We start from the raw sequence: 19,841 nt of genomic DNA on the forward strand, positions 1-19,841 counted from the left end.
ACGGAGAATAAAATGAAACTTACTGGGTTATTCAGAGTAAGCCTTGTTACATCTGCACTTGTACTAGCTGGTTGTGGTGGTGACATCGAAGTAACACCTACAGTTAATGATACAAGCGTTACTGATTCAAATAATACAACAACTCATAATAATACAAACACAGGCAACGATAATTCCGGTGGCGACGACAATGACGGTGGCACAGATGGTGGTGACAAAGATTCTGGTACTACTAACCCGTGTGTAAGCCGTACTGTTGCAGGTCAAGAAGTTCAGGGTGACTACCGTAACTCTAAACACTGTTACTACGATTCTTCATTCGCAAGTAAAGCACTAGAAATCAAAGAAAACATTACTTTCGATGCTTTGCCAAATGGCGGCGCACATGTATTCGCTGGCGCTCTATTGATTGGTGAAAACTGTGATACCACTACAGGTTGTACAGTGCCAGAGACTGGTCCTACTCTAACGGTAAAACCTGGTACAACCATGGCGTTTGCTTCAGGTGAAGCGATTATTCGCATCGCTCGTAGCGCTAAAATCATGGCCGAGGGTACTGCTGAGGCACCAATTACGTTTACATCAGCAAACGACATTGAAGAATTTGATATCACTGGTTTCGGCCCGCAGTTTGCGGACTGGGGCGGTATCATGATCAACGGTAAAGGTCTGACTAACCAGTGTAAGAACGAAGAACGCGCAGAAGATCTGTGTAACGCTAAAACTGAAGGTATCACTAGTCACTTCGGTGGTAACGATAACGCAGACAGCAGCGGTAACATTAAGTACGCTAAAATTTTCTACGCAGGATCGGGTCCTCGTGAAGGCGGTGTAGGTGATGACCTTAACTCTCTGACATTGAACGGTGTTGGTTCAGGTTCTAGCTTCGAATTCCTTCATATTCACCAAGGCTTTGACGATGGTATTGAGTTCTTTGGTGGTGCAGCGAACTTGAAGAACATTGTTGTTACAGATACCCAGGATGACTCTATCGATATCGATGCAGGCTGGCAGGGTAAAGCTCAGTTCATTTACATCAAGCACGGTACTATTAAAACGAAGAAAGACGTTAACTACACCGGCGAAGACGAGAATAAGAATAAGGTTGTTAAAACTATCGAAGCTGGTACCGAAGGCTTCATGGGTAACAACGGTTTTGAAACTGACGGCGAGAAGAACCAGGGAGAAGAGTACAACGACGTAACACCTTCTAACCCAACTATCGCAAACGTTACTGTTGTAACTACTGATGGTAAATCAATCCGTGATAACGACCCTTCACAAGCTGCAACATTTGACGATGCAATTCGTGGTCAGTACTACAACACTTTGTTTGTAAAAGAAGAAAATGCAACAAATGCAACAGCTTGTCTTCACTTTAAAGACAGCGATGCAGCGCAAAACGCTGTTGATAACGTACTAAACTTCCACAATTCAGTTTTGGCTTGTGTGACTAACTTCACTGAAGGAAGTAAAGACCTTCCTGGTGAAACGCACACCGCTTGGTGGGATAACGACGCTGCCAGCATCATTCTTGACAAAAAAGGTGATGTACTAGCAGCTGATGGCTTCTCTACAAACAAAGACTCTACGGATATCACTCTTGAAGCAAATGACCTGAAATCTCTAAATGACGATTTCTTTGAAGAAGTTGACTATGTAGGCGCAGTTTCAAGCGCAGATACGTCAAGCGCTTGGTACAAGTGGGTTAAAGAAGCTCTTGAGCTAGCTGACAAAGATTAATCTCTGAGATTACTTTGTTTTTAACTCAATAAGTATTTCGAACTAGGCGCATTGATTGCGCCTTTTTTACGAGTTTTATCAGGATTGCAAATGAATACGCAGATAAAATTAAGAAAAGTAGCTTTGGCAGTAGGTGCTTCTTTGTCCGTCGGTATGACTGCGCCTGTATTTGCTGAAGAAGCGCAGGAAATTGAAGAAGTTGTTGCAGTCGGCTCACGTCTACAAGGTAGTGCTGCGGCTGTTATTGAAGAGCGTAAAAATCAGGCATTTGTTGCAGACATACTGGGCGCCGAGCAATTGTCACGCACTGGTGATAGCGATGTAGCATCTGCTCTACGCCGTGTAACTGGCCTAACACTTGTCGATGGTAAGTTCATTTATGTACGTGGTCTCGGTGAGCGTTACTCAAGTGCTCGATTAAACGGTGCAGCGGTACCTAGCCCGGATCTGACCCGCAACGTAATTCCCCTGGACATCTTCCCGTCTAGCATCATAGAGAGCCTGGCTGTTCAAAAAGCATATTCTCCTTCTATGCCTGCTGCTTTTGGTGGTGGTAACATCGACATTCGGACTAAGTCGGTACCGAGTGAATTTGTAGCAAATATTGAAGTCGGTGTTGGCCAGAACCTCAATTCGCAAGATGGTTATACCTATAACCGTAACGAAAAAGGGATCCCTGTTGCAGTTCAAACTGCCGTAGTACGTTATCGTGGTGATCTGTCTTTGCGCGGTATAGTAGAAAGAGAAGGGTTTGAAAACACTGAGACTCAAAGTGCTGCTGATCAAGCTTTGGTCATCAACAAGTCTCTGGTGCGTGAGCTGCCCCGGGATATTCGGGTACAAGAAGAGTCTTTGGATCCGAACTACGACATAAAGGCCAGCATTGGCGACAGCTTTGACGAAGACTGGCTGGGCGGTACTATCGGTGTGCTTGCGGCTGTGTCTTATGACAATGACTGGAAATATTCAGAGCGCATGAGCGCGGTATTGGATCAGTCATTTGATGAAAGCTGTACGACGAAATTAGAGACAGAAGAAGACGCGGTTAACTCTTGTTACGTTACGGTGAAAGACTCTAAAGTAACAACCCAGACTGAGAAAATGAGTGGCGTGTTTAACCTTGGATATAAGTACGAGCAACACAACGTATCCTATTCTAAGATATATCTTGAAGACACCGAAGACGAGTCGGAGCTGTCTATCTCTCAAAGCCCCAATGGTAGTACTGTTAGAACGATAGCAGCAACAGGGCAGGCATATCGTAATTACGACTTCAACTACGAAGAGCGCGTTCTGGACATCGACCAGGCTGTTGGTCAACATACATTTATGGATTACATGGGGATCGGTGTTGACTGGCAGTACACAGAGTCAAAAGCGGAAACTAAAATCCCAACCAATATCGATTATGATTTCATCGATAATTATGGTGATGATGGCGCTTATGTAGATTCTATCGTAACGGGTGATGATAACCGTATCCTCTACTCGTACACAGAAATGGAAGACAATGTAAAGTCGTACAGCGGTAACCTTACATTGCCACTATATCTGGAAAACTTTGAGCTGACCTTTAAAGCTGGTTATGACTTCGTTGACAGGGCGCGTGTTTATTCAACATCGAGTTTTGCGATTCACAACGAGACAAATATCTCAATCCCGGTTAACACGGGTTCAGAGGGCATCAATGACATTACAGCCTATTTGAACGACGACTTTGTCTCTAGTAATGATTTCTTGTTGGCCTTCAATGAACCAACCGCGCCCAGTGCAGACGATTATATTGCGGCTCAGAAAATTGATTCAGGCTACTTTGAATTCGATGCGATTTTTGATAACACATGGCGTCTAAGCGGTGGTATCCGATACGAAGATTTTAAGCAGGTTTCTATAGGTACATCGAGCCTTATTTTTGATCGCATTACCCATAGTACAATCTACTCAGAAGAACGGATCCTGGCGGGAACAGTTAATGAAGATGACTTCTATAACGCGCTTTCCATGACTTATCTGGGCGGTGAAAAGTACCAAATCAGATTTGGTTACGGTGAAACAGTCGTTCGCCCTGACTTACGTGAGTTGGTACCTGTTTCGTACTTTGATCCATTGACAGACATTCGCACATTCGGTGTTGCAGGCCTTAAGAGCAGCGAGCTGCAAAACTATGATGCGCGTTTCGAATACTACATGGATAACGGTGATAACTTCTCGGTAGGTGCATTCTTTAAAGATATTACGGCACCGATAGAAACTGTGTTGCAAGTAGGTGATGAGGACTACACTGCTACCTTCGTTAACGGTGAAACCGGTGAGGTATATGGTGTCGAAGCCGAATGGCTATATGACCTGTCTGGTGTAGTGAGTGGTTTCTTTACTTCTGGTAATGTTACCTTCAGTGATTCAGAAGTGGAAATTGACCCTGCTAAGTCTGGTAACTTAACAAACCCAACCAAGCGTATGACGGGCCATTCTAAGTATGTTGTGAACTTGCAGTTGAACTATGACTCGGCTGATGGTCAGCACAGTAGCTCGCTTGTTTACAATGTGTTCGGCGAACGGATCCTGGCTTCAGGGATTGGTGGCCGCGAGGATGCGTTTGAGCAGCCGTTCCACTCTTTGGACCTGGTTTACACTTGGTATCCTGACTTTAACTCGCAAGTTAAGTTCAAGGTACAGAACTTACTGGATGAAGAACAAGAAGTCACTCAGTCTGACTATATCGTTCGTCAAAAAGAAGTCGGCACTAGTGTGAGCCTGAGCTACAAATACGAGTTCTAAGTAATCTAACCCAGTTCAAAGCCGCCTGGTAAGCTTGGGCGGCTTTTTTGTTTTTTATCCCTTTGAATAGCCGCAGATGCAAGGACATTCTTGTATAAAATTCAATTTACTCATTTCTTGAACTACTATAGTGAGTAGTAAAAGCCAAAAATCTTGCTTAATGTGACTTAATGGCTGGTTTTATTGTTATGGGTCAAAATCTCAGCCTAAACTTGATGGTAAAACGTTAAACTTATGTGACAGTGAGTAAGTAGCAAAACTGGGAAAATATTTTCTTACTTTTCAGATTGTTGTAATCAAAACTTCTTGAACACTCGTTAAAATTAAGCCATACTTTGTTCTCACATACTAATTCAGAATTTTGGCCATTAGAATGAGTTTCTGGTCGCCAACAACCTAGTTCTAAACTGCGGCTTTACGCGGCAGTATGGGACACAACCTTTACATGTTGTATCCAAACCCCGCTTTCGCGGGGTTTTTTATCATAAATGTTCAATTTTGACGCTAAAAGTATAGTTTCTTCAGATAATGTTTGCTATTTTTAGACGTCTAGACATACCTCTCACGCAAAATACTCAATGAATCACAAAAAAGGTAATACCATGAAAAAAGTAGGACTAATTGGTTGGCGTGGAATGGTCGGCTCTGTATTGATGCAACGCATGCATGAAGAAAATGACTTTTCTGACATTGAACCTTATTTCTTCACTACCTCTCAAGCTGGCCAGCCGGGGCCAGAAGTTAAGTCGCAGACCAAAGCGTTACTCGATGCCTATGATCTCGATAGCCTCTCGCAAATGGACATTATTCTGTCCTGTCAGGGCGGAGACTACACTAAGTCAGTTTATAACGGGCTAAGAGAAACTGGATGGAATGGCTATTGGATTGATGCGGCGTCTGCACTGAGAATGTCATCAGACAGCATCATTGTTCTGGATCCGGTAAATAAAGATGTCATTGAGCAGGGGTTAGAGCAGGGGGTTAAGACCTTCGTGGGCGGTAACTGTACAGTATCATTAATGCTGCTCGCATTGGGCGGTTTGTTTGAGCAAGACCTGATTGAATGGGTCAGCCCCATGACTTACCAGGCTGCATCGGGCGCCGGTGCGCGAAATATGAAAGAACTCATTGCTCAGATGGGCGATATCCATGATTGTGTAAAAACCCAGCTCGATGACCCGGGAGCTGCAATTTTAGAAATCGATAAGCTGGTTGCACAAAAGCTGCAATCAGACAGCTTACCAACCGATCAGTTCGGCGTGCCGCTGGCTGGCAGTCTGATCCCCTGGATAGACGTGCCTATGGAAAGTGGCCAGAGTAAAGAAGAATGGAAAGCCCAGGTTGAAGCGAACAAAATCCTTGGTTCAAGTAAACAGCCCATTCCGGTCGACGGGATCTGTGTAAGGATCGGCGCAATGCGTTGTCATGCGCAGGCCTTAACGATTAAGTTAAGAGAAGATGTTTCCGTTGAGAAGATTGAGGAAATATTAGAAGCACACAACGAATGGGTTACGGTTATTCCAAACGACCGTAAAACCACTGAGCAAGAGCTTACACCAGTCAAGGTTACTGGCACTTTGAACATTCCAATTGGCAGAATACGTAAACTCACCATGGGCCCGGAATATATCAGTGCATTCACCGTAGGAGATCAACTGCTTTGGGGCGCGGCCGAGCCACTGCGTCGTATGCTCAGGATCATTGTTGAGCAATAAGCTTTGCTTAAACAACACATCTCAGAATAAACAAAGCACGCACTTTAACAGCGTGCTTTGTTTATCTACAAGCCAAGTTAAAGCTTGAACAGCGAACGATAACACTGATAATAGTCATACGACCAGCCACATAATAGCCCTACAATTAATGTCCTATAATATATATTATGTTAAATATGCTGTTTTCTAAATTAGCTTCTCCATGAGCCCTATGTATCTTGTATTACTAGCTTGAGACATGCTTAGTTGAGGATAGCTGGCAACGCCTGAATTATTGGTTGAGCCGTTTTCTATTGAGCAAACGCTAAAAATTGATGACCGTATCTTGATGTTATTTGTCATGAGTGAATGTGGCATTTTGGCTCAGCTAATTCTACATCTCTTTTTCGAAAATCTTGAGTAAGACTTTCACTCGACGTTCTGAGATGATAAGCACTTTCGTCAGATGTGAAAATAAAGGATATCTGGCGCACTTTAAAGACCGATACTAAACAGTATCGGTCTTTACCTTGAATTGCCTTGGATTTTATATTCAGCGTAAATTTCTCAGGAGTTTTGTGCTTCGCAGTGGTTATTTTACTAAGGTCAAACTTCCTATTCGAAGTTCGCTGCTAGCTCTACATATCTGAAGTAATCCTCGAAGGAAAGTGTTTTGGAGCCAATTAGTTTATCTCGATGAGCCAATGTGTAAGCGTTAAGTACAAAGTTCCCGGTATCTGCTGTCATACTAAAATGACCCAGCATGTATCTGTCTCTCCCTTCAAGGCTTGGGTAAATCCTCCCATTTGTCGTTTCTAGAAGTTCATATATGTGACTAAAGCAACTGGTCCATTGCAATCTAGGCTCATCACGATGAGTGGAGACAGACAAAGCAAAGCGTGCAGAACCATTAGAATCACTAGAAATTGTCCTATTGAGTTTTTATTTCACTTCCTTACTTACTATATCGCGTCCTTTCTTTTTCTCTTCGTATGAGTAGCTATAATCAGGATGGTCATACTCGCACAGAAGTTGAACAATCAAATAGTAAACTTGTCAGGCTCAGGCAGCTTGGCACTAGGGTTAAAGAACCTAGATAAATATTCTCTACCATCAAACTCCGAACCATAAACCGCTTTTATCGAGTGGCTAAGCTGTTCTGTATCTGTTGCTATGACAAACAAGTAGCCTTCGAGTTCAAAGAAGTGTTTTATTGTTTCAAGCAACTCCATTGCGTAATTAGGTCTACATCGATCGAGTTCATCAACAAAGATCGCTATTTGCGTTCTGTCTCCCTTAAAAGTGTTTATGACATCATAGTATTCTCTCAGGAACTGCTTGAGCTCTTTAACAGCTTCACGCTGCTTCATGTAAAGGGATTCTAGGCTTTGACCCTGTTTGTCTGTAATTTCGAATGTCGTCAGGTCCTTAAGCGGTGAGTATATGGGGCCATACCCTTTAACGGCTGCAACACATCCACCGATTTTCACCAAGGAATTCCAAACTTTTTTCCCCTGCTCTATTAGTTTTATTAGTTTTGCCTCCCATTCAGCTGCTACGTAACCATCATGTTGACTTTTTAGTTGAGAAGTAATTTCACTCACTATTACAAGCAATGGATCTTTGGAAAAATCAGACTCCCAGCATTGATGTATACAACAGGTACTTCATCTGTATACCTCAGTTGGAATGAAGCTGTCGAGGAAAATGCGTTTTACCTATACCCCACGAGCCGTTAATGTTCAGAGTAACAGGCTTGTTTTGGGATTTTATGTATGAACTTATAAATTTACCGTACTGTTCATTTCCAAGTTTACAGTTTTCCCAGCTGTATTGTTTTTCCCATCTTTTAAAGTCACTTGTGTCTGTTGTCATGTAGTGTCCTTGCAATCATTTAGTCATTTTTTCTATTGTGGTATGTAGTATATGCAACCAGGTAAGCGCAGTAGCTTTGCCACGTAAAACACTATAGAGCTGGAATCGAAGTAATCAAGACTTTAGGGTAATGCTTTACCGTTTATATCCCTTTTCTAAAACGCCAACATTACCACCAAAAACAATCCATTAACCCCTTTGGGCACGCCTGCCCTTTTTCTCCAAAATAACAATTATGCAAAATGTTAAATTATACTGTATACAATATAATTCAATTAATGTAAGTTACATCTAGCTTTTGTATCGGATGAAAATCCACCAGCGATAAGTTATTCCATGCTAGGAGACTGATAGTAATGGATTTTGGTGTGGCCTGGGCAAAGCTTAAATGTACTGAGTGTACCAATAACAATAACACTACAAGTTAACTTGGCGGTGAGCAGAACGCGCTTATCAATAAAGCTTGTTAACAAATAAATAAACAACAGGAGAACATCTATGCCTTTTGCTAAACGTGCGTTGGCAAAACTATTTGCCAGAAAAACACTGTGTCGGGCGAGCGCGATTGTATTGACTTCGTTGTCATCTGGCGCGGTTTTAGCCGGACAATCCCTGGAGTCAAACCAGCTTATGTCGAGCGGCTCATCGCTGTTAAGTACAGCATCTGCGAGTCACAAACATGCTGAGCAGATCTGTGGTACTGATCACAATTCACAGGACTGGTCGGCTATCCAAAAAGAGAATGCCAGACAACGGTCTTTGAGTTCCAGTTTTGCAACGCACATTATGTCTGAGCTTGCGAGTCAGGATGACCTGGCGGCAGAGAATGGCAATGGTGTTCCGGGACGTTACTATATTCCGGTCGTGGTGCATATATATGGTGACAGGTACAACTGTGAGTCAGGTACCTATTGCTTAACCGAGCAAAAAGTGATTGATGGTTTGAACAAATCAAATCAGGATTTTCTGGGGTTGATCACTGATGACGGCCCTATTGCACCGGAATTTCAGGCGATACGCGAAAATCTGAATATTGAATTTGTGCTTGCCAAAAAAGATCCAAATGGTCAGCCTACCAATGGTATTGTGCGCCATCCGCAAAAAGCAGGCTACGGTAAAGGCAGTGGTGTTGATGACCAGATTGCCGCCGATGCCTGGGATAACTTTAAGTACATGAATATTTATATTCAGCAAGACTTATATGATGATGGTTCAACTAACAACTCAGGTGTTGCCTGGTATCCTCAGCTAAGCATGTCGCAAAATGGACTATCGCGCGTTGTTTATAATGGCGACTATGTGGGTGCCAACACCAGTGAAAATTTCCGCTCTGTGTTAACCCATGAGTTCGGCCACTGGCTTAACCTGCCTCACACCTTCGACGGCGATGTCTGTACTATTCATTCAGAAGCGTTTTGTAACGCCACCGGTGATGGCTCGTGTGATACGCCTCAAATGAGTAGCAGCATTTTACAAAACAATGCCAAAAACTGCCTGGGCCAGCCAACAAACACAGAAAACTTTATGCACTACTCTGATAACTATGCCATGTTCACCAGTGATCAGGTAGACAGAATGACCGCTGCCCTGCATGGTCCGGCACGTGCCACGCTTTGGTCAAACGCCAACCTTATCGCTGTTGGCCTTGAAGAATATACCAGCAATGCCGATCACCCCTGGGATGGCACATCAGGCGCGGTATTGCCACCAAAGGGCGATGTTATTCAGTCGTTTACAAATCTGTCGGGTCAAAAAGGTGAAGTAGATAACTATGAGATCTCGGTGCCTGAAGGTACTCAGGCCGTTGCCTTTTATCTGGACGGTTACGATGAAGACCCGGACATGTATGTATCCAAAGGCAAAGCCCCGGTTAAAAATGGCGATAACTGGGAGGCCGACTTTATTTCGTTTAGAAGCGCAGGTTCGCCAGAGCTGGTCACGATTTCTGCGCCGTCAAACACTGAGTCTTATCATACGGCCATCGATGCCTTTAGTGCCTATTCTAATGCGACTTTGAGTGTGATCTCTGGCACAGATGATACGCTGTGTGCGGGTTGTGAGCGGGTATTTTTAGCTGAGATCACTGACCTTGAGTCAGCTAAAGGCGCTGAACCTAAGACCTATCAGTTTAGCGTACCTTCTGATGCGTTACGCACGGTTGCCGTTATACCGGGCGGATATCAGGGCGATCCGGATGCTTACGTGAGCATGAACTCGGTGCCTACATCGGACAACCACGACTGTGGTCCGTTCAGTGCGCCAAGACACAGTGAGTACTGCGAATTCAATGCAGGCGGCGGTGAACTGAACGTTATGATTGATCCTTTCCTTGAATACAGCGGGGCGTCGTTGGTTGTTTATTACGAACGAGCCGCAGACTCACAGCTGCCCGTTGCCCAAGCGAATGGCCCTTACAGCGCTGTGCTGGCAGACTCAATTCAGTTTAGCAGCAGCGGCTCAAACGATTCCAATGGCAGCATAGTGAGTTACTTCTGGGAGTTTGGCGATGGTAATACCTCGACGGCTGAAAACCCGGTCCATACCTATCAAAATGCCGGCGTTTACACTGTAAAACTCAGCGTAACAGACAATGACGGTAATATTGCCAGTGACACGGCGATTGCTGAAATAAAAGCAGAGCGTATTGCACCCATAGCACAAGCCAATGGCCCCTACTCTGCAATGCTTGGTAATGTTGTTAGCTTCAGTAGCGCAGGCTCTGAGGATACGGATGGCAATATTGTCAGCTATTTATGGCAGTTTGGCGATGGCAACACGAGTACCGAAGCTAACCCGGTTCATAGTTATTCAGAAGCGGGAGACTATATCGCGTCGCTTGAGGTTACTGATAACGACGGGCTGCGTCATAGTGCACAAGCTACAGTCACGATTAACGCACTCGAATATTGCACCACCAGCGGTAATACTAAGTATGAATGGATAGCCAACGTACAAAGTGGCGCATTCAGCAACCCTTCTCAGGCGAACGGCTATAGCGATTTCTCGGCTCAGACTATTAAACTGAATGAAGGAGAAAATCAGTTTACATTTACGCCGGGCGGAAACTACACCGAACATTGGGTGGCCTGGATTGACTTTAATAACAACGGTCAGTTTGAAGAGTCTGAACAGGTTATGTCTGATGTTTCTGGTAAAGGTCCTGTGACGGGGACAATCAATGTGCCCGAAAATATGGCTGGCACCCAAGCGAGACTGCGTATTGCGATGAAGTATAACGGCGCGCCATCAAGTGCCTGTGGCTCGATTGGCGATGGCGAAGTTGAAGATTATACCGTAGAAATCGTCAAGCAAGATAATGTCGGCACAGTTCCCAATACGTGTGCTACGCAGCAGCCTATCAGCGGCGGCCGGCTGGAGCCTGGCAAGGCACAATGCCTGGGTGGAGATGGTACCTTATGGCTGTCGATTGGTGATATCACCTCTACTCAAAATGTGGCGATAACAACGGCACACGGCAGTAGCAATTTGCACATACTGTACAAAAACGGTGGCTGGCCAAGCGATAATGACAAGGATGCCGAGTCAAACTCAGGCTCTACTACTGAATGCATTCAAATCGCGGCCGGAGCTGATTATTGGTCTTATTTGAAGATCTCAGGTAATGCAGAAAACACCAGTATTGTTGTAGATTTTGATGTACAGCAATGTCGTGAACATGAATAAGTTACGTGAAAGCACAAAGCAGCATCTGAAATAGATGCTGCTTTTTTGCTCATTACGCGCTTTAAGTCTGTTCAGGTTTGTTTTTGGTATAAGCAAACTTCATTCAGAGTTTTTAGCAAGATAGTAAAAAAGACTGGAAAATAAACCACATAACTAAGCTTACCTGGCGCATAACAGCGCAAACCTTGTTTTCATTGATGCTCATCCTGTACAGATTACAGGCTCAGACAGCCTATTTAGTCTAATATTTTATCACTAATTGTTTACATTCATTTACATGAAGGGTATATCATAACAACCTTCCAAAATATGAATTAATTATTATAAATCAATATTTTGTGTGAATTTTGTTCAAGTCTTATGCTCAAATCAATATGTTATATAAGTAAAAGTAATTTAAATAATGGGTAACTCAGTGTTTACATTTCAAGTACCTTCTGTACGGAATCATGGACGGAAGGAACAACAACTAATCTAGGGAAAAACTATTATGACAACTAATAATCTAAAAATCGGCGCTATCGCACTGGCTATTTCAGGCATGTTTGGCGCATATAATGCAATGGCAAACAGCGTTGAAGCCATCAATAACGGATTAAACGTGGCGCAACTTAGCCAAAAGATCCAAGGTCAAAACACTGCAGGTACTCAGTTTATCATTAAATACAAGGACAACAGTAATCAGCTTATGTCTGTTTCAGAGGCTGACATGTCCCCTGCTATGATGAACTCACGCGCTCAGAGCTTTGTTAAAAACTTCAAAAGTAAGAAAAAATCTTCACTTAAAACAAGCTATGTACGTCAAATGGCGCTAAGCAACCATCACGTTATGCGCGTCGATAGAAAGCTGACTGCGGCAGAAGCGCAAACTCTGATGCAGGAAATGGCGGCAACCGGCAATATCGAGTACATCGAAATTGACCAAATGCTACAGCCATTCGCAACGCCAAACGACCCTCGCTATTCAGATCAGTGGCATTACTTTGAGAGCGCGGGCGGTATCAACGCACCAGCAGCCTGGGACAAAGCAACAGGTAGCGGCGTAGTCGTCGCAGTACTTGATACCGGTTATCGCCCTCATGCGGATTTGAATTCTAACATTCTGCCAGGCTACGACATGATCTCTAATCTGTCTGTTGCAAACGATGGCAATGGTCGCGACAGCGATGCACGTGACCCGGGTGATGCTGTTTCTAGAAATGAGTGTGGTTACACGCATAGTGCGCAAAACTCTAGCTGGCATGGTACACACGTAGCGGGCACGGTTGCGGCCGTTTCTAACAATGGCGAAGGTGTTGCCGGTGTTGCATACGATGCGAAAGTGGTCCCTGTGCGTGTACTTGGTAAATGTGGTGGTCTGACTTCGGATATCGCAGACGGTATCATCTGGGCATCAGGTGGTCCAGTATCAGGCGTGCCGTCAAACGCAAACCCGGCTGACGTCATTAACATGAGCTTAGGTGGCAGCGGCGCATGTAGCTCAACTACTCAGAGCGCGATTAACACGGCGCGTGCTAACGGTACAACCATTGTAATTGCAGCAGGTAACGACAACGATAACTCTGCAAACTACAATCCGGGTAACTGCTCCGGTATCATCAATGTTGCTTCTGTAGGTCGTAACGGCGGCCGTGCTTACTACTCAAACTACGGTTCAAACATCGACGTAGCAGCACCAGGTGGCGCACAAAGTTTTGCAAATGATCCGGAAGGTATTTTGTCAACTTACAACTCTGGCAGCAACGGACCTTCAAGTGACAGCTATGCCTATTCACAAGGTACGTCAATGGCGGCACCTCATGTTGCAGGTGTAGCGGCACTTATCAAACAAGCTAAACCTTCAGCATCACCCGATGAAGTTGAAAGTATTCTGAAGAATACCACTCGTAGCTTCCCTGCTACTTGCTCAAGCTGTGGTACTGGTATCGTCGATGCTTACGCTGCGGTTGATGCTGCATTGAATGGTACAGGTAGCAACGAACTACAAAATGGCGTCGCAAAGACAAGCTTGAGTGGTGGTACAGGTAGCGAAACATTTTATACATTTAACGTTGCCAGTGGCGTGAGCAAAGTAACTTTTACAATGAGTGGTGGCTCAGGCGACGCTGACTTATATGTACGTATAGGCGCCAAACCTACCAGTACAGTATTCAATTGCCGTCCTTATAAAAATGGCAATAACGAAGAATGTACATTCAACAGTCCTTCGGCAGGCACTTACCACATCATGTTGCAAGGTTACAGTTCATATAGCGGTGTAAGCCTTAAAGCGCAAACTAACTAAGGTATAATTTTACGCTGTATTGTTCACAAGCAACTTAAAGTGACAATCAACCGACGCGGGGCAACACGATTTTGATTCAAAAGGTGTTGCCCTGTATCTAAAATTCTAAAGTTATGCTTTTGACCAACGCAATGTACCAACTTCGTTTTTCACAAAAAGTGCAGACTAACGCTACAAACTGATTTTGCATCACCCTTGTGTCAGAAAACTAAAGATTACTGTGAAATAAAGTTTAGTTTTACCGGTCTTCTAGGGACACTGACTATTTTGATAAAACGATGTCTCACTCAACTAACCATAAAATAATTACCTATATCCTGGCTGTAACCCTGATTGTTATCGGCAGCTCTTTTATCCTTGGCGGACACACCCGTTATATTGAAAATGCATTTGGCTTTTACTCAATGACAGGTATTTATTCGTCGCAAAGCCTGGGGTTATTTTGGGGAGGGTTCTGTTTGCTGACCGGAATAACGCTGGCAGCCGCGCCCTATCTCTCAGCGCTTCGCAGACCTCAGTTTGGCCTGCTCATGCTGCTGAGTGTCATTATGCTTTTAACCTTATTTGATTCTGGCCGTTGGATAGCTGAGCATGGCGGATTTCCCGTTATTGGTTCTGGTCAGGGTATTATCAAGTATTTTGCACTTTTGCCACTGGCATTTTATCTGTGTTTTGGAACTCGCTTCACTGAGCGTACACATGCATTGATGAATTATATTCCAGTCGCTATTGTGTTGTTCTGGATAGGCGGTATGAAATTTCTCGAGCTAGAAGCCAAAGCAATAGTCCCTTTGGTTGAGACTTCGCCGTTTATGTCCTGGCTATATACTTTGTTTAGCGTACAAACGGCGTCTGACTTGATTGGTATATACGACCTTGTTTTTGCGATTCTACTCGGTGTCGGGATCTGGTTTAGAAAGCGCTATATAGTACTTTTGGGAATAGCAGCTACCGGTGCCGTGTTTTTTATGACCCAAACATTTTTGTTTACGGCTCAGGGTGGTTTCGCCGATACAACCTTAATAGATGGCCTGGGCCTATTTATCATCAAGGACTTATGGTTTATCTGTAACTTGTACATCATTTTTGAGTACGCCAGAGGATGCGAGGATACCGCTGCAGAGAGATAACGGCTGATATTGACGTGTTTTCTCGCTTTACTGAAGTCTGGCCGTTGCATTCTAAGGGTGCATAGGTCAGAATAAACCACTGTTTAAATAATCAGTGTTATACACCTTATGACGCCACTCGTTGATACACTAAAGCAACTCAGGTACTTAGTTGCGCACCTTGAAGACAACACGCTTGCGACTGAATACCCTGATATCGCACGTTTTATGCAGGATGAAGTCTTCGATCCGCAAAAGTGCAAAGATGAATTGGCGTTCCTTTATCAGTTTTTGTATGTGTATGGACGTAAGTCGGAGGCCACGTTTAACCGGTTTCGCAATGAAATAGAGCGCTTTTATCTTTGGTCCTGGTGTGTCCAAAAAACATCTGTGTTCGAGTTAAAACGTGAAGACATAGAGGCGTATGTTGAGTTTGTTGTAGAAACAAGCGACGACTGGGTGGCCGCCTCTGTACAATGGCGATTTAAAGACAGTAATGGCTTCAGACGCGTGAACCCTAACTGGCGCCCCTTTGTTCATAAGGCTAATGGGGTTAGTCAGCAAACACTTGCATCCATGTTCACAGCCTTAAATGTGTTTTATAAATTCGCAATTTTAGAGGAAAAAACCTTCGCCAATTTTGTGCCTGTGGTGAAAAAGAATTGCCCCTACCTGGTTGTTCAATCCCAAATTAAACTGCCAGATACGTTAAGTGACTTGCAGTGGGAATACGTTTTTGGCGTAACTAAAGACGGTTGTGAGAAGGACCCCAAACTTGAGCGAAACTTGTTTACCCTCGCCTGTTTAAAAGGTCTTTACTTACGGATTTCGGAGCTTTCCGACAGACCACAGTGGGCACCTGTTATGAGCCATTTCTGGCAAGATCAGGATGGGTTTTGGTTTTTGCGCATTATGGGAAAGGGCAATAAACTGCGCGATGTGACATTAAGCGAGGACTTTATTGACTATCTGAAGCGTTATCGCCTCAGTCGCGGACTGACGTCCCTGCCCCGAGTTGATGAACCACACCCCATCATTCACAAATTACGAGGCAGCGGCGGAATGAATGTCAGGCAGATACGCCGTATTGTTCAGGAAAGTTTCGATCTGGCCATTAAAAAACTCAATGAAGATGGCTTTGTGGAAGAATCCGAAAACTTGCAGGCTGCGACATCACACTGGTTAAGGCACACTGGCGCAACACACGATGCACAGCATAGACCGTTAAAACATTTATCTGAAGATCTGGGTCACTCAAAAATCGCGACGACCGATCAGATATATATTCAAACAAACATCAAAGAAAGAGCCAAATCAGGGGTAAAGAGAAAACTTTAAGGAGTCACTTGAAGTTGTTAAGTTCAAAGAACACATCATACCAAATTGGCGTGAATAGTTAGGTCGACGATGGAGTTTTTTAGTAGCTAAGTTAGTCACCAGGCAGATATGCCTTGCAGATTAAAATGAGATTTCGTAATAAACCGACTTATACTTGATTGATATTTAAGTGGCACATCACTGGATGAGCCACCTTAATAGCTGGCTTAATTGCTACTTATGTTGGCTCTGGGGGATCCCTTCATAATTCGGAAAAATGTATCAAGCGCACGTATTGGCGTATAGCTCAGTGTAAATACTTCTTGGTCATAACATAATCGCTTCGTCGCCTAACTTCTTTGCCAAGTCTGACAGTCGACAGAACAGCACGCTCTCTGATTGTATTTCACTGAAACTTTCGTTGTCGATTTGAGTGCTGAGCTGCAGCAGACCCATCATAGTTCGATCCAGCTCACGAGCAAAGTCTCTGTTGCCAGCATTAATGAATCAAGGCGACGCGCATGAATTTGAGTGGCAGCTTTTTCTGAGCATATCGTGTAGGATCGTGATATCACGTATAGTGTTGTTATTTATTTTTTTGGCGAAATAAATTTGATTTAACAATGCTGTGAGTGTCCAACATATTGATTTGAATTATGAGTATCTGGGGATTTCTCAGACCAAGGCGTTAGGCATACAAGATGAGTCTTCTACCAATGGCAGATGCCAGCAGTAATGAGAAAATTAAAGAAGAAGCCAGAAGGTTCATTTATGAACGTAATCTTGTTGGTGCTGCGAACAATACTAAATGGAAAGAGCTCATTTCGGAAATTCGAGAATGGAAGCCATGGCAACCATCTTATCGCTCTAAATGGGTAAATGGATACATCTCTTATTGGGATACTGAATGGTATTATCATTTACCATTTCCCTTTGTTGGGGTCCAGTGGCTTGATATTGGAACACATCAAGAAGTTATGACTGGTAAATTAATTGAACATGAAATTATCGACTATTCAGAAAAAATCATTAACTGAATTAGTTCCGACCAGACCTGACATTTCGATTTGAAAAATTGAGAGTTACCCGTTTTGATAAAGGTGTCGAATCTTTGTTCAAAACAACTAAGGAGTAACTCTCATGTTACATACTAACAATCCAATCATTAAACACAAAGCAGGCTTGCTCAATCTGGCTGAAGAGCTTGGAAACGTATCTAAAGCCTGCAAAATGATGGGGGTTTCGCGAGATACGTTTTATCGTTATCAAGAGCTCGTTGATGAAGGTGGTATTGATGCACTCATCAATAAATCGCGCAGAACACCAAACCTGAAGAACCGTGTAGATGAAGAGACTGAAAAAGCAGTTTGCACCTATGCGCTTGAATTTCCGGCTCACGGGCAAGTCAGAGCCAGCAATGAGTTAAGAAAACAAGGCGTTTTTGTTTCTGCCAGTGGCGTGCGGTCAGTTTGGTTGCGCCATGACTTGGAAAACTTTAAAAAGCGTCTGAAAGCGCTAGAGGCTAAAGTCGCACAAGAAGGTATCATTCTCACAGAGTCCCAGGTAACAGCCCTTGAGAAGAAAAAGCAGGATGATGAAGCCTACGGCGAAATTGAAACTGAGCCCCCCGGATACCTTGGTTCACAGGACACTTTCTATGTCGGAAATCTAAAGGGAGTTGGCCGTATATATCAGCAAACTTTTGTTGATACATATTGCAAAGTCGCTTTTGCAAAGCTCTACACCACTAAAACACCGATCACCGCAGCAGATCTACTAAATGATAGAGTTTTACCCTACTTCGAGCAGCACGAGCTACCTATGCTACGGATCCTCACAGACCGGGGAACTGAGTACTGCGGTAAGGTTGAGCACCATGACTATCAGCTTTACCTAGCGATCAACGACATAGACCATACCAAAACCAAAGCGATGTCGCCGCAGACAAACGGTATCTGCGAACGCTTCCACAAAACGATACTTCAAGAGTTTTACCAAGTGACATTTCGCAAAAAATTATACAGTTCTCTGGAAGAGCTCCAAAAGGACCTGGACGAGTGGATGAATTACTACAATAATGACCGAACTCATCAAGGTAAAAAATGCTGCGGAAGAACGCCGCTTGAAACATTATTAGATGGGAAATCGATCTGGGTTGAAAAGAATTTAGCCCAAATCTAGGCTGACAGTCACCGATTGAAAAACGGGTAACTGTCAGGTCAAGTCTGAGCTAGTACACATTAACCTCCTAGATAATATAGGCTTTTCATTTGCAATATCAGATGATTTTATTAGGGTTTGGGGGTATTTACCTCATTGCTTTGAACAGTTTGAGGACTAGTATGCCTAACTAGGCAATAAAGCGGGAAAATTAACAGTTGGCTGTTTTCACTGCGCTCAATAATTTTAGTCCATTACAAACTCCCCCTTATTTGAGCGCCGGATGATCCCCCATAATCTGCGCCTCGCTAGTTGATGTATCAAGCGCACGTATTCACGTATAGCCCAGCGCAGTTGCTTTTCTGTCATAACTTAATCGCTTCGTCGCCTAACTTCTTTGCCATGGGCTGCAGTCGACAGAACAACACGCTATTTGATTGTATTTCCCTGAAACTTTCGTTGTAAATTTGAGTGCTGAGCTGCAACAGGCCCATCATATTTCGATCCAGCTCAGTAAGAAAAAGTTGATTGCTATCGAGCAAAGTCTCTGTTGCCAGTTTAATGAATCAAGGCGACGCGCATGAATTTGAGTGGCAGCTTTTTCTAAGCATATCGTTTAGGATCGTGATTTTCGTTTAAAAAGTATAGCGCCATATCTACCATTATTCTAATTGAGTTAGTTTATCAACCTAAAGCATCATTGCCTGTAAAGATTATACTGGTGCCTTCTGCTTTATTTATCAATGTTATGCTTTCGTTTCTCATATCAAAGAACAGGTTTTTTAATTTGGCCATGGATATAACTTCTACTTTTATTTTTTAGAAGCATCGAGATAGAGTTTCCTTCACGGTCGAGAGAGTTGTCTATAACTCTAAACTCTGTTGTTGGCTTAATATAAATATCTGTCTTATATAACTCATTGCTGAGCAGCGGCTGACTTATTCTTAGTATACTATCTTTAATTCTACTTTCTGTAATTTTATATATGTGTCCGTCATTAACTTTCGAAGACATTATTAATATAAGAATGATGTATCTGTAATCGATTATTCAGGCTCGTATTAATCGATACATTGTCAAATTCGCTATTATATTTTTTGGTCTTATGGCCAAATTTGACCACCCATTCTGAATGTACATTGTAACAAGCAGCCATACCTTGAATTGTTGTATTTTCAAAAGTCGCATTTCTGAAA

General features: G+C 43.4%; 12 protein-coding genes. 9 read left to right on the top strand and 3 right to left on the bottom strand.

Features of this window, described 5'->3' with window-relative positions:
• The first annotated feature begins 12 nt into the window (after positions 1-12).
• From L1285_RS01050 to asd, 3 genes are all read left to right on the top strand, one after another.
• Positions 13-1,743, top strand: coding sequence for a hypothetical protein (locus L1285_RS01050; protein ID WP_235410614.1), 1,731 nt, complete (start codon positions 13-15; stop codon positions 1,741-1,743).
• Positions 1,744-1,833: 90 nt separating this feature from the next.
• On the top strand, positions 1,834-4,521 hold the full coding sequence (locus L1285_RS01055; RefSeq protein WP_235410615.1) for a TonB-dependent receptor plug domain-containing protein: 2,688 nt from the start codon (positions 1,834-1,836) through the stop codon (positions 4,519-4,521).
• 602 nt (positions 4,522-5,123) lie between these two features.
• Positions 5,124-6,236 (top strand): aspartate-semialdehyde dehydrogenase, encoded by a 1,113-nt coding sequence (gene asd, locus L1285_RS01060; RefSeq protein ID WP_235410616.1) that lies wholly within the window; start codon positions 5,124-5,126, stop codon positions 6,234-6,236.
• Positions 6,237-7,255: 1,019 nt separating this feature from the next.
• On the opposite strand, the gene L1285_RS23790 is transcribed toward asd, so the two are convergent.
• The gene (locus L1285_RS23790; protein WP_235410617.1) at positions 7,256-7,819 is read right to left on the bottom strand and encodes a KAP family P-loop NTPase fold protein; all 564 of its coding nucleotides are present in this window, start codon (positions 7,817-7,819) and stop codon (positions 7,256-7,258) included.
• A gap of 76 nt (positions 7,820-7,895) precedes the next feature.
• Positions 7,896-8,090 (bottom strand): P-loop NTPase fold protein, encoded by a 195-nt coding sequence (locus L1285_RS23945; protein WP_442960463.1) that lies wholly within the window; start codon positions 8,088-8,090, stop codon positions 7,896-7,898.
• A gap of 498 nt (positions 8,091-8,588) precedes the next feature.
• On the opposite strand from L1285_RS23945, the gene L1285_RS01070 reads away from it, so the two are divergent.
• The 4 genes from L1285_RS01070 to L1285_RS01085 all read left to right on the top strand — a co-directional run bounded on the left by L1285_RS01070 (position 8,589) and on the right by L1285_RS01085 (position 16,505).
• Positions 8,589-11,774, top strand: a complete 3,186-nt coding sequence (locus L1285_RS01070; protein ID WP_235410618.1) for a M43 family zinc metalloprotease — start codon at positions 8,589-8,591, stop codon at positions 11,772-11,774.
• A 490-nt stretch (positions 11,775-12,264) separates the two neighbouring features.
• A complete protein-coding gene (locus L1285_RS01075) occupies positions 12,265-14,058 on the top strand; it encodes a S8 family peptidase (protein ID WP_235410619.1) in 1,794 nt (597 codons plus the stop codon).
• Positions 14,059-14,336: 278 nt separating this feature from the next.
• On the top strand, positions 14,337-15,188 hold the full coding sequence (locus L1285_RS01080) for a DUF417 family protein (RefSeq protein ID WP_235410620.1): 852 nt from the start codon (positions 14,337-14,339) through the stop codon (positions 15,186-15,188).
• A 108-nt stretch (positions 15,189-15,296) separates the two neighbouring features.
• On the top strand, positions 15,297-16,505 hold the full coding sequence (locus L1285_RS01085; RefSeq protein ID WP_235410621.1) for a tyrosine-type recombinase/integrase: 1,209 nt from the start codon (positions 15,297-15,299) through the stop codon (positions 16,503-16,505).
• Between the two features lie 306 nt (positions 16,506-16,811).
• Here L1285_RS01085 and L1285_RS23515 read toward each other — a convergent pair whose 3' ends face one another.
• The gene (locus tag L1285_RS23515) at positions 16,812-16,943 is read right to left on the bottom strand and encodes a hypothetical protein (RefSeq protein WP_268835928.1); all 132 of its coding nucleotides are present in this window, start codon (positions 16,941-16,943) and stop codon (positions 16,812-16,814) included.
• 242 nt (positions 16,944-17,185) lie between these two features.
• Here L1285_RS23515 and L1285_RS01090 point away from each other — a divergent pair, with 242 nt between their 5' ends.
• Together L1285_RS01090 and L1285_RS01095 are read left to right on the top strand one after the other, a co-directional pair.
• On the top strand, positions 17,186-17,521 hold the full coding sequence (locus L1285_RS01090; protein ID WP_235410622.1) for a DUF6678 family protein: 336 nt from the start codon (positions 17,186-17,188) through the stop codon (positions 17,519-17,521).
• A 103-nt stretch (positions 17,522-17,624) separates the two neighbouring features.
• Positions 17,625-18,665: an IS481 family transposase gene (locus tag L1285_RS01095; RefSeq protein ID WP_235410623.1), complete on the top strand. Its 1,041-nt coding sequence runs from the start codon at positions 17,625-17,627 to the stop codon at positions 18,663-18,665.
• Positions 18,666-19,841: the final 1,176 nt, after the last annotated feature.

The organism is Pseudoalteromonas sp. DL2-H2.2 (genome assembly GCF_021532535.1).
Classification (GTDB): domain Bacteria; phylum Pseudomonadota; class Gammaproteobacteria; order Enterobacterales; family Alteromonadaceae; genus Pseudoalteromonas; species Pseudoalteromonas rubra_A.